Annotated in this window: 6 protein-coding genes; 5 read left to right on the plus strand and 1 reads right to left on the minus strand. The window is 54.7% G+C overall.

The window, feature by feature from the left end:
- The first annotated feature begins 333 nt into the window (after nt 1-333).
- Both J3489_RS19845 and J3489_RS19850 read left to right on the plus strand, forming a co-directional pair.
- Entirely contained in the window at nt 334-1,554 is a 1,221-nt protein-coding gene (locus J3489_RS19845; RefSeq protein WP_207000841.1) for a GGDEF domain-containing protein, read from the plus strand.
- 66 nt (nt 1,555-1,620) lie between these two features.
- The gene (locus J3489_RS19850; RefSeq protein WP_207000843.1) at nt 1,621-2,619 is read left to right on the plus strand and encodes an H-NS family nucleoid-associated regulatory protein; all 999 of its coding nucleotides are present in this window, start codon (nt 1,621-1,623) and stop codon (nt 2,617-2,619) included.
- A gap of 346 nt (nt 2,620-2,965) precedes the next feature.
- Here J3489_RS19850 and J3489_RS19855 read toward each other — a convergent pair whose 3' ends face one another.
- A complete protein-coding gene (locus J3489_RS19855; RefSeq protein WP_207000845.1) occupies nt 2,966-5,278 on the minus strand; it encodes a hypothetical protein in 2,313 nt (770 codons plus the stop codon).
- 559 nt (nt 5,279-5,837) lie between these two features.
- On the opposite strand from J3489_RS19855, the gene J3489_RS19860 reads away from it, so the two are divergent.
- Genes J3489_RS19860 through J3489_RS19870 form a run of 3 tightly spaced genes read left to right on the plus strand, consistent with a single transcriptional unit; the run spans nt 5,838 to nt 12,546 of the window.
- On the plus strand, nt 5,838-6,239 hold the full coding sequence (locus J3489_RS19860; protein ID WP_207000847.1) for a hypothetical protein: 402 nt from the start codon (nt 5,838-5,840) through the stop codon (nt 6,237-6,239).
- Between the two features lie 14 nt (nt 6,240-6,253).
- On the plus strand, nt 6,254-11,047 hold the full coding sequence (locus tag J3489_RS19865; RefSeq protein WP_207000849.1) for an AAA domain-containing protein: 4,794 nt from the start codon (nt 6,254-6,256) through the stop codon (nt 11,045-11,047).
- Nucleotides 11,044-12,546, plus strand: a complete 1,503-nt coding sequence (locus J3489_RS19870; protein WP_207000851.1) for a hypothetical protein — start codon at nt 11,044-11,046, stop codon at nt 12,544-12,546. The genes J3489_RS19865 and J3489_RS19870 overlap by 4 nt, the downstream gene beginning before the upstream one ends.
- The last annotated feature ends 27 nt before the right edge of the window (nt 12,547-12,573 follow it).

Raw genomic sequence — 12,573 nt, forward strand, 5'->3', positions numbered from 1 at the left:
CTCGTTGATATTAGGCTCTGATTCTTCGATTGGCGGATTATGACCGATAGCCGTGTTGACAACTACCGCCACGTTGAATCGCGACGGACGCTATTAGGCCCGGCTCGAAGCGTTACCGCATCATGCCAATACGAAGGCCCTAAAGGTTTCGTCGATGTATGCCGTTAAGCTGAAGAGCACATTCGGTTTTGGGCGGGGGTAGATGCATGCTGAGACGCGGTATTTGGGCACGAGCACCATCAAGCTCGACGACCATCAAGTACGCTCGCAACTGCTGGAGACGCGTTGTCCGCTATTATGTGAGCCTTTATTACCCGCTTAGCCGGAGGCGTATTGTCCTCGCGTCTTTCTCGCTCTGCGATTGCAGACCGCAATCGGTTCATTGCCCTCTACCTCGCGATGGCGATTGGGCTTGTGGTTGCGGCCGGCGCATTTCTGTACGAAGCTCGCATCGTTCTTCAGGACAACCTCCGCGACGAAGAAGCATTTGCCGTCCTCGGCTCAGCTAACCGAGTATTGCATGACCTCGAAAGTGCCGAAACCGGTCAACGAGGGTATCTGCTAACAGGAAACGAAAGCTATTTGTCGCCATATCGTCAAGGCACTCAAGATTTGGACGATACCGTCTTGCGTCTGCAACAGGTCGTGGTCGGCGACGAACATTCGCTTGAACTGGTGCGCCGCATCGAGCATACGAAGAACGACAAGGTCACAGAACTGGCTCGCACTATCGAGCTGGTTCGTGTTGGCAATCGGCCGGCCGCTATCGCACTCGTACAAACCAACGAGGGCAAACAGGATATGGATAGCTTGCGCGGCGACCTTAACCAGTTGTTGGCCGATTGGCGTGCCAAGCGCGGCGCGGCGACGCGCGACGCGCACGAGCGGCTGGTATTTGGTACTGCGGCGTTGGCAGTCGTCGCACTATTGACGTGCTGTCTGATGGTCTACACGCTCTTCATTCAGCGGCGTGCCTTCGCCAGAGTTCACGCCTATTCTGCGGTCCTTGACCAGCAGGCAGCGCAAGACTCACTGACCGGTTTGCCGAATCGCCGCAAACTTCTGTCAGCTATCGATGCGCTGGCCTCTGCCCCCAGAGATGAGTCCCGGAAAATTGGCCTCTTTTATCTAGACATCGATGGCTTCAAAAGCGTCAATGATGCCTTGGGCCATAGTGCCGGAGATGCGTTGCTGCGCCGGCTTGCTGACTCTCTTGCTGCGGCAAGCAGGAGCAGCGACACCTTGGCCCGCGTAGGCGGCGACGAGTTTGTCATCCTCGCCCTCGATTGTGGCGACGACGAACAGTTGCGAGAACTGGCGCTTCGCCTGATTTCGAGGGTGCGCACAGTCGGGGAAACCGAGTATGGCGGGCGGTTTCCGATTGGCGTCAGCATCGGCATCGCGACCTATCCAGATAGAGTTGAGTCAATCGAGAAATTGCTCGATGTCGCCGATGCGGCGATGTACGTCGCTAAACGAAGCGGTCGGGCCACGTATAGTTTTGGAGAATCCCCCGGAGGGGGGCCGTCAAACGTTGTGCGGCTAACGAGATAACAACCTTCTAGCTCTAAAGCGCGCTCCGTGGCATAGTGCGTCCAATTCGCACTTCGGGAGATAGACATGGCGACTTTGGAAGCAATCCAAAAGAAAATCAAAAGTCTTCAGGCTCAAGCAGAGGCTATTGCGGCAAAGCAATCTTCCGGAGTCCTGGACCGCATCCGTGACCTCATGAGCCAGCACGGTCTAACCGTCGCCGACATCGATGCGCATCTCAAAGGCGCCAAACGCGGTCTCAAACTCTCTGCCCCGCGTGCCGGCAATGGCAGTCCGTTGACGGCGGCTGAGAAGGGAAAGTTGCCTCCAAAATACCTGAACCCAAAAACCGGTGAAACTTGGAGCGGTCATGCTCGTCCGCCAGCATGGATTAAGGATGTAAAGGATAGGTCGAAGTTCTCAATTGCCGGTAACGTTGAACAGCCGGCAAAACACGCAAGCAAAGTCACGAGGAAGGGCAACTATGTGCGCGGCGCGCAACCTCCGATGTATCGCAATCCAGAAACCGGCGCGGAATGGAGCGGTCGCGGCCGCGCGCCTGCATGGATTGCTGAGGCCAAGGACCGCAGTAGGTTCCTGATTGCGCGCGGCACTGCAGCGACTGTCGCGGCGAGCGTGGGTGCTGTCAGCAAGGCAAAGACTGCGGTCAAAAAGACATCGGCGGTAGCTGGCGCAACTGCTCACAAGGGGCAGCGCAAGGGACCGCAGCCGGCGAACCCGAAATCCGGTGCGACTTGGAGCGGACGTGGCCCAGCTCCGGCATGGCTTGCTGGTGTCAAGGACCGGTCGAAGTTTTTGATTGGTAACGCCAGTGCGGTCGCGTCCGACGCGGGCAGTGCGAGCAAGGCGAAGCCTGCGGCCAAAAAGGCTGTTGTGAAGAAGGCCGCCGCAAAGACAGTGAAGGCGAGCTTGGCGCCGGCGGCGAAGAAAGCTGCTGCGAAAAAGGCCTTGAGCGCAACGGCGCCCGCTAAGAAAGCGACTGCAAAGAAGGTGTCGCCGGCTGCGAAAGCAGTAGTGACCGCTTTGCCGGCTCCAGTCGAGTCTGGCGCCGCCCCGACGGCCTAAAGATAGCCGTCAGCTGCCCGGTGGAACAGCGACTCCCGGTTCCACCGGGCACACCAAGCCCGCGACGTTTTATTGAGAGCTTGAGCGCAATCAGCGACAGGACGCTGACTACCAGCCGCGCTGTCGCCGCGCCGACGACACGCGCGGCCATAAGCCGCGAAAGCTTTTGAGTCCGCTGTGCCCTGGCCATCATTGGTTGACGGTGTAATTTACTCGTCGCGAGAGCCTGTTAAACACCAAGTCGAAAATATTCGCTTCCTATTCTGATATCGAGAGCCACGCTTTCGCGGTAAGAGCAAACTGGCGCAAGGTATGGTCCTCGACTACGGCGAAAGCTTTCTGTCTTTCAATTGGCCCCAACAAAACTTGATTCCGCCTCCGTCGGCCGTCTGAACAGCGTAATTGCCGAGTACGGATAGTGACCTTGGTCAACGTTTACACCGAAAACGAGGCACAACTCAACGTGCGATTCATCGAACGTTCTAAGTGCGAGGTTCTCCATGGCTTCGTGCCGCTCCGGGGCATCAATTTTCCTGTATGCGTACATCGCTAAGGCAGATTTTCTGAAGACTTGAGGGACAGCTACGACACTGGTCGCGTCGCTTTCTTTGTAACCGCGCTTCTTAACGTTCTTATAGATGCGTCTTAACATTCGCTCCATCTGCTCCTGCTCTTCGTGCCCGAAATTAAGGACAATGCATGCCGCCTCTGACCAACCGGGGAACCGCCGCCGTTCAAAGGCAGCGATAATGTCGAACCAAAAGCGCGTCACCTTGGCTTTTGGTTTTTGCGGTGCCAACCCCGCTTCCAACTGGCTATAGTACAAGTCAATGTTGCTCGACAAGCCTGAAATGGAAAGTGCGGTGCCATTTATTTCAGCGTCCCCGATGTTGAATCCAGTCGCCAGGTACAAGCCGAGCAGGTCAAGTTCATCCCCAAAGTGAAGAAGAGTTTGGTGAAGCTCGAGTCGACGCTTCAAGTAGTGAATCTTTTGCGCTTCCGTATCGAGAATGTCAAATACGGCTGCCAAATCGGAGACCAGCATGCATGGCGCAACAGGATGGTCTTCCGGTATCCACCCAGCACGCTTCACAAGCGAGAGGTTTGACTGTAGTACGGCGAAGTCCTCCAGCGTCACCGATAGGCGCAATAAGGTACTCACGCCATCCAGCGAGATGGGAAATTCTGGCACTAACATGTCGCGTTTCGACACGTCGTCAAGCGCAGTCTGAAGACGAATTTGCAATCGGAGCGACTGCTCCGACGGAGCCAACATCAAGTCTCGAACGTGTCTTCGAGCCCTATCTGGTGCGCCGCGCAATGCTTGCGGAGTCACGCTGCCTGATTTCGCCTCAATCAAGAAGAGATGGGAGTCGACGCGGACTATAAGGTCGTTCTCATAGGTGTTCTCGCCTTCAGACCATTTATAGCTACGAGCAACCTCCGCGTCACTGAAGGCTGACCGGAACAGACGTTCAATCTCATCTTCGAGGAAGCCGGCTTTTTCGCGTTCGAATTTCCTCAGAATTTTCTCGTGTCCGCCAAGCAGGTGCCGGATTATTGCAAAAAAATAGCCAGTAAACAGCGGAGACATGAAGCAATAGAAGCGCTCGTCATCCACCTGAACCAAAGGCTTACACCATACGGGATTGTCCAGAAGGACGTGTCCGGAATTTGCGCTGGCCAAATCGCCAAACCGATGCCCTAGGTTACGGAGAACTGCGTGTACTGAACCAATTTCGAGTCCCAGTTCATCGCTAACCTCGCTACAGGAAAATTCGAAGATTCGTGGTAGGAGACCATCGGCATAGGCTAGCATCATCAGTGCGGCCTGCTGCTTGGTGTAGCCGAGTCGCTTTAATTCGGAAGCGACTCGGTTCGGGTCATTCAGCAGCTCCGGGAATTCGTGATGGTACGCATCGACCAAGGCCTCGAGCGTCTTCCTCTTCCGCGTTGTTGACAACCTACGCAGGTGTTCCCGAGCGCGTGTCTCGGTCCTTCTCCGAAACAGGTCAAAAAGTGCGACCAGTTGACTCGCCGGGATGCCTATGTGCGAAGCAAACTCCGGCTCCAATCTGGCGAGAATCCTTGTGCAGAGGTCGATGGCTTGCTGAAAATAGGTCCAATTGCGTACGGCCTGCGTGTGGACTCGCAAATGCTGCTGCAACATTAGTACAGCGCGAGCCTCGTCCGAAAGTCCCTCGGTACTCTGAGCGAAACTCATGGAATTGAAGGATTTCGTCAGCTCGGTCAGCAGTTCGAATTGCCGTTGAATTGACTGCGGAGATGGACTCTGTTGTTCAGCATCCTCCCGGCGGCGTTGAAGTAAGAAGGCTTGCGCCAATTCAACGTGAGATTGGCTGAACCCACTTTCAGCCTGCCATGCAAGGCCCTTCTTTGCAGAACCGAAAGTTCCGTAGAACGCGAGTGTGGCCAGGATGCCAACCGGGTCACCGACGTCCAACGCCTCCCGAACTTCGTTAAGGAGTTTGGGGAAATCGTCGACGGATGCCCTCCCTCGAGTCTGTAGAGCGGCCACTACGTCGTCGCGCGCGATACCGCGAAAAAGACTTGAGACCGAGATGAAGGACGCGCCGTCGTCTGGCGCTGGCCTATTCAATGGGCGCCGTTTCTTTTGGCGATGCTTGCTTTTTGCCATAAATTCACCAAGTCGCAACTGTAAGGAGACGCGGTCAGTTCGAGCGTGGAATGGTGTTCACGGTGCATTGATGCAGATTGCTAAGTCGGCAGACTGCATGTGGTAGTAGCTTCACGGGAGCCTTACGTCTGCATCGCTTCCAGGCATCTGAGCAAACCACACTTGTAATGCCTAACAGTGGCTGGCCTCATAAAATTTCGTAATATTTACGTAATTTAGAGCATGCTGTTTTCGAAAGGATTTCTCGGTTGTACTGGCTGAGGAACATGTTTTTTGAATTCCATAGGTCGGACGCTCTCGACGCTGACCGACGCAGTATGCTTGATGAACAGGTTTGTCCGAAGCGCACGTCGTCAATAGATGCGGCCGCTCCCATTCGCCATTCCTCAAAAAAATTATGAGACTATCTCGTCGAGGCGCCACCGCCGAAAAGCAGTTCGAGACCGCATTGGGCGAGGAGGTTGCTATTTATGGCCCTTTTCGGCCGTTTGGAATCCGGCGGTCGGCAGCAAAATCAGAATAGAGAGAGCGAAATCGGCAAAGCCGATTTGGGGGCCAGATGGACAACATTATGGTCGAGCCGGCAGATGCGCCGGAGGAGTCGCGCTATGTGCGGATTCTAGCCGCGCTCGCCGGCAAAGCTAACCTAGCCGATTTTCGGAAGGCCGTGCCGGTCGCGCGAGAGTTTTCGCCGCTTAATGAGACCGACGCAGACGTCAAAGAGCCTCCGCTTGCGGCTACCGCCGTACCTTCCTTTCAAAATCCAAAGACTGGCTGTATCGATAATCTCGGCGCGGAACAGACTGTCTGTCTCAGCGTACACGAGCTATCACTTGGCTGTGCATCGCACGGGCATCCACCAGCACGACCTCCTGCTGAACGTGAGCCGCATGACGCCCGCGACTTCGACCGGAAAAGTACTCAAGATTCGTTAGTGAGTCGTTCACGAAAAAATATTTAGACCCTCTTCGAACTATGAAAATCACCTTCCTGAGCCCGACCGGCGTTCTCCCTGTCGAGCAAGCAGCTTTCAGAGAGATTGAACGTCGGTTACCCGAAACATGGGCGGGGTTCGCCGCGTTCCAATTGGCGGTTCACAACGGTAACCCGCTGGACATTGACCTGCTAGTCTTGACCAACAATCGAATCTTGGTTGTCGAACTTAAAAATTGGAAGGGTGAAATCACATCTGCAAATGGGCAGTGGCTGGTTGACGGAAAGCTGCGGGGACGTAGTCCAATCGACGTCAGTGTCGATAAGGCAAGGAAACTGCCGGGGTTCCTAAAGTCCAAGCTGCCTTCTGACGCGGTGCCCTACGCCGAGGCAATGGTCGTTCTTTGTCATCCAAACGGTGTCTTGAACCTACCGGATGATGAACGTAAGTACGCTATGACACTCCACGAGTTCGTTGACGTAATGTCCGACTCCAAATTGTATGAGGCGCGCTATTCAACTATTCGCCCTGACAAACGAATTGCGCCAAATCCACTCCTTTCTCTCTCGCAATATCGACTGCTCTTTGCTCCGGGAAGCAAATACATAAAACAGTTGCGATTTACCATTCAAAGCTATGTGCAGAGCACTGACCAGCCTGAGTTTCGTCATCCGAATGGTCTTTTCGAAGAGTTCTACGCAGCTCATAAGGAAAGTACGGCCTCAAAGGCGTTGATGCGGCGATGGGATTTCAACAGACTTGATGGGGGGAATACAAGTCCGGCGCAGCGGGTCAATATCGCGCTCCGGGAAACGCGACTAAATGAGTTCGTCCGCCATCAGTCGGACGAGTTGCATCGAAGCTTGCTCGAACCAATCGGCTCGCCGTCAGCGGAGGACGTCACCACGAATTTCGCCGAGCTCTATCGCCTGAGGCCCAATCATGAACGACTCGATGAGTACCTTGCACGTCGTCGCGAACGAATGACGCCTGACGAGCGAATTAACTTGGTCCAGGCAATGTTAAATCGGTACAGTCGGCTTCACGCACTAGGTATTGCGCATAGAGACATCGGGTCGCATAGTCTCTGGATTGAGGAACCTGTCAGCGTCACGCTTTCTGGTTTTGCTGCTGCTCACTATCGTGAACAACAGACTGTAGGGGAACACCGGCCATCTGTCGAAGGTGGGGTGCTTCAGTTGCCCGAGGACGAAACGGGCGAGGTGTCCGAGCCGTTTGCTCGCGACGTATACATGCTGGGCATTGCCGCCCGCAAGATATTGGCACTTGCGACCGACGGCGCGACGGGACCGAATGCGGACGCCGTTTCACCCGAGGGCGACGAATCCAGCCTAAAAAGCTGGTTCGACACAGCCCTTGCGCCAAACCCGATGCATCGCTTTGAGACCGCCGAAGTGGCACTTCGGGAGTTTAATAAGCTTGTTGGGCGTTCATCTAAGTTCGTAGTTTTGGAGGATGATTTCGCACCCTATCGGACGGATGCGAGTCCTTCGACGTATCCGATGAGCGAGCAAGTTTCTATGGATACGGGCAAGTGGGTTTACCGTTCAAACGACGGTGAGCGCTCGCTTCTCGTGAAGATATGGACCGGACTTCGCTTTGATGCAAAGCGCCCGTCGGTCAACGAGCGAATTCTCGCGTTTTTGGAAAAAGCGCGAGCAATGAAAATGGCACCATGTGAGGATTACCCAGAGGTACGAGAGTTCGGCTTTGGCCCACTCGGGCTTACCTTGGTGTGTAATTGGATACAAGGTGTCACTTTCGCGGATTTCTGTGAGAAGGAAAAAAACGCAGAAAGTCGCGCTCAAGCCGCACTTGCCCTGTTAAGGCTCGTCAGCCGTGTACACACAAGTGGCTTGTTTCACGGCGACCTTAAGCCTGAAAACGTTGTGTGGGCGAGCGATGAGAATGGCAAGCACGCAACGCTCATTGACATTCTCGACCTTCAGTCAGATGGCGACACCGGGTTGACTCCCGCATATTCGCCGGCTGGAGATGCGTCTCCACTTCACCGCGACCTCCACGCTGCTGTGCTCATGTGCGGCGAGCTGCTCGCGCCTTGTGGTGTTGAATTCAATGACACTAAGAAGGACATACGCAACGCGCTTGAATTATCAGACTCCGAAGGCACGCTAGCCGTATTGATTGAATCGTTGGAGCGCTCCCTTGCTCCCCCCTCTTTGACACCGCTAGATTATGTCGTTTCGTGCACCGAGCGACCAAGCAGGTTGCTCGGTGACGAATTTCCCTCCGATAATGGCCGTTTTCAAGTTGGACTTGAACGACCAAAAGATGATTCGAAGACGGTCATCTTCCACATTATCGGTGTGGTGCACCATATACGGATTACAGTCGATGGGGAGAGTCAGAAGGTCATGGGCATCCACATTCGGGAGCAGGGACACGCCGACTACGTAAGGAATGTCGCGCGAGCGGATTTCCAGGTCGAGCTTTCGATTAGATGGCAGTGGTCGGTATCGGAGGACGCCCTTTCTCTCGCCCGGAATCTGTTCAGTCTCGCCTCATCTGGTGGCCTGTTGGGCAAGCCAGCGCCGGACCACACTTTAGAGCCTCAGCCCGCTAGCGATGCGCCCGTGACTACTCGACAATTATGGCACGCGGTATCCCGGAGTGAGGTGGAAAGTGCCGTGATTGTCACCATTCGACCAGGGGCAGAGTATGACCCAAGCGACCCCTCACGCCTTCTCGTCCCTTACGAGGTCGATGGAGGCGTGCCTGACTTTGGCAAGGACGAGGAAGTTAAAGTTCTGGCCAAACTATATGACCCAAGCTTGGGCGAGACGAGATGGAGACCGGTGGGCTCACTCAACGTTGAATTGAGTACCGCAGCCCGTCTGGCTATTGAGCACACCAGTATTCGATTCTCGGTTGAACCTGGCAGTGAATATAGGCTAAGAGGTCGCCTCGATGAAATCGCGCTAGGTCGGCGGCAGGCTGCGATTCAGCGCATTCTTTCCGACAAAGCTTTGATATCTAAGCTTCCTGAATATTTCGACCCTGCCGTCTCTGTAGAGCCGACTGTTTCGCCCATTCCGGCGGGCGCGGACCTCGGGCAATACGGCCTCAATGAAGAGCAACTGGATGCGCTAAAGACGGTGCTAACACTCGGACCAGTTTCATTTTTGCAGGGTCCGCCGGGGACTGGCAAGACGAAATTCATTGCGGCAGCTATCCACTGTCTTTTGAGTAACAACCTAGCGCGGAATGTACTGCTGGTGAGCCAATCTCACGAGGCAATAAACCATGCACTTAGTAAGGTGAGCGAACTCGCTAAGACGACCGACGCTGATTTATCGATGGTGCGGGTCGGTCAGGAGAACATGTTGTCTGATGAGGTCCGGCATCTGCACGACCTCGGACAGCAAAGCGTTTATCGAGAGAGATTTAGCGCGGAATTGCCGACTCGGATTGGTGCTGCCGCTGACAGCTTGGGTCTCTCTCAACAATATGTTCAGGATGCAATCAGGCTGCATCTTGGACTTGGCAGACTCGCAGCACAGCTCAGGGCTTTGTCTCCGCCCGGTGCCGAGAGTTCGGCAGAAGCGGTAGAAGAATATGGCAAACGTTGGACTACTTTGCTGGAGACCTTCCGTGAGGTCGCCGCGCGTGAATTTGGTGACACGTCTCGAGGTCGCGATTTTGAGCAAGTCTATAGTGCGATAGAGGAGCAGCTTGCTGAAAGACATGCTGTCGCTTCGCCAGCGAATAGAGAGAGGTTGAAAAATCTCGTTGAGCTTTCGGAGGAGTTCGAGCGCGTGTTGGGGAACCCGAGAGCCAACTACACTGCGTTCCTCGCTCGCTCAAGGCAAGTCGTGGCCGGCACATGTGTTGGTATCGGACGGCATGCCCTGGGAATTGTCGACCACGCCTATGACTGGGTTATCGTCGACGAAGCGGCGCGGTCGTCACCGACTGAGCTAGCGGTGGCTATGCAGGCCGGACGACGGGTTTTGCTTGTCGGTGACCAGAATCAGTTACCACCTACATACACGCCTGATTTCGAACGAGAAATGGCGGCTCAACTTGGGCGACCCAATACGTCAATGCACGCATTTAATGATTTTGCTCGTGCATTTAAGTCGCCATATGGAAAGCAAACAGGTCGGACACTGCTCACCCAGTACCGGATGACGCCTACAATCGGAGACCTGATTTCAAATTGCTTCTACGACAGGAAGCTTCAGCACGGACGAACGGATGTCGAACACAGCTACCACTTCCTGCCTTCTTACATCCGGCATGAGCTAACGTGGCTCGACACGTCGGACCAAGGAGCGGACGCGTACGAACAGCGCGTCCAAGGGTCCGAAAGCCTTCTAAACGAGTCTGAGGCGGGCGCCATCTTGAAGCTGCTTCAACGTGTGGCTACGTCCGTTGAACGTGAGCCCGAGACAATTTCAGAAGAAATCTCGATTGGGGTGATTTGCATGTACGCTGGTCAGCGCGACCTGCTGCAGGACCGGTTCAGTAGCGCCGACTGGGCGTCACCGATTCGGAATCTAGTGCGAATTGGTACCGTGGACAGCTACCAAGGCAAAGAAAATTCAATCATTCTGCTGTCTCTGGTGCGAAATAATCATGAGCGTCAGGACGGATTTTTGCGGTGGCCGGAACGGGTGAACGTTGCGCTATCGCGGGCAATGGACCGACTGATAATTGTCGGAGCGTGCTCGATGTGGCTGAACAGAGAAGAATCAGCGTTGGGAACAGTGCTGAAGGAGATGCGCGCGTTCAGGGAGGAAGGGAGGGCGTCCATTATTCCGTCGTTAGGCCTTGAGGAGGTCGCTGTATGACTGGCGTTCGATTGAATACCGTTGCAGTCGGAGTTCCGACACAAGCATTCGATTTTCGCTATCACGTCTCGGTCGAGCGTTCAGTGCCGGTCCTCACAGAATTTTCCGCAAGACTGCTTCGCGTTGTCGGAGCGGTTACCAGGGATGAAATCAAGGGCTACTTTGGGCTTGAAGACCGTGAAGTCTCTGAACTCCTCAAGATTCTAAGAGCCGAGAATATTATCGTGGAGCGCGGCGAGCAGATAGCGCTCAGTGCCTATGCCCAAGGTCGATTCGACGCTTCATCCGATGGCGTTCCTCGTTTCACTTCGGTTGTTGAACGTCGCACCAGAATCAGCTTTGACTTGCTCTGCTTTGAGCATATCCCGCGCGATACAGCTCAGACCTATACCGGGTCATCGCTCGAACTCAAGTTGCCCAACGATACTGACGTCAGTAACACCATCGGGCGTGCTGAGCGTGCGTTCTTTGACCAGTTTCATGATATCGAGCGAGTTGTACAGTCGGACGCCAGCAAACGCGCATTTGGCGTATATAAAATCGACGAGACTCGGGGCCGACAGCGAATGAATGTCCCGTATGTTGTCCATTTCGATGTTGACCTCTCTGGGCAAGTCCAATGGAAGTTCGATGATGCGGTTGCGCTCCCAGCTAAATTGGCAAGCAATTTAAAGCCGCTGGTTGCTGACACACTGCATGCCCTCGTACCGAGCGGAAAAGGGGGAATCTCAAAATTTGTGTCCGACTTCCATGACGAGATTGCGAGTTGCTTCGTCGCGAAAGACGGTTTTGACTTTTCGGCCTACGTAAATCGAGTCCATGCAAAGGGCTCGTTCACGTACAAAGACGGCAGCACGAAGCCGCTGCTCGGTGCGTTATACCTGAGGGAGAATGTGGAGCGCTTGCGGTCTGAGTTGCAGATAGCGATAACGAAGTATCGTGAGACCCCACGTGATGATTTGCGGCGGCCGGACCTGCTGTGGATTGCCCCGCGAAGCGAGTTGTGGGGGAAGACCCGCCTGTTGGGGGATGCTGTCCTGCGCCTCGATGATACGCTTAAAGGCTCCCTCAGTCGTCGCTCGAAGGTGTCTCTTGTTTACTGCGACGAAAAGACCCCTTCCAAGGTGTACAAAAATATTGGTGACTCAGAAATCTTGAACTTCTTCCTCGCAAACAGACGAGGCGCAAATCCTAACTTCGAAGTAGTACTCCTCGATGGAATCTTTGGTGTTGCCGTATGTCATGTGCCGGTTGGCGGTTCAAACGGAGTGACGGCGCCGGTTGGATTTGTTACATCAGACCCTGCACGGCTCTCGACCATCAAGTTGTGGGTGAGCGAGCTGATGAAAGGGGCGCACACTCGCTGCACGCGAAAAACTGCAGGCGACTTTTTTACACAATCCTCCCCAGTCTCCTCAGATTTTGGTTTCAAGCTGCTTAGCGAGACGACTGTGCCGGGTGGACGCGAAGAGGACGCATCGGCCGCCAACAAAGAGTGATGTGGCAGTTGTGCCGGTATTGGGCAA

The sequence above is a fragment of the Trinickia mobilis genome (assembly GCF_017315705.1).
GTDB classification, from domain to species: domain Bacteria; phylum Pseudomonadota; class Gammaproteobacteria; order Burkholderiales; family Burkholderiaceae; genus Trinickia_A; species Trinickia_A mobilis.

Bases quoted from the DNA above. Each gene is read 5' to 3' on its own strand.
- J3489_RS19860 (WP_207000847.1), top strand. From the start codon at position 5,838: ATGGACAACATTATGGTCGAGCCGGCAGATGCGCCGGAGGAGTCGCGC.
- J3489_RS19865 (WP_207000849.1), top strand. From the start codon at position 6,254: ATGAAAATCACCTTCCTGAGCCCGACCGGCGTTCTCCCTGTCGAGCAA.
- J3489_RS19855 (WP_207000845.1), bottom strand. From the start codon at position 5,278: ATGGCAAAAAGCAAGCATCGCCAAAAGAAACGGCGCCCATTGAATAGG.
- J3489_RS19850 (WP_207000843.1), top strand. From the start codon at position 1,621: ATGGCGACTTTGGAAGCAATCCAAAAGAAAATCAAAAGTCTTCAGGCT.
- J3489_RS19870 (WP_207000851.1), top strand. From the start codon at position 11,044: ATGACTGGCGTTCGATTGAATACCGTTGCAGTCGGAGTTCCGACACAA.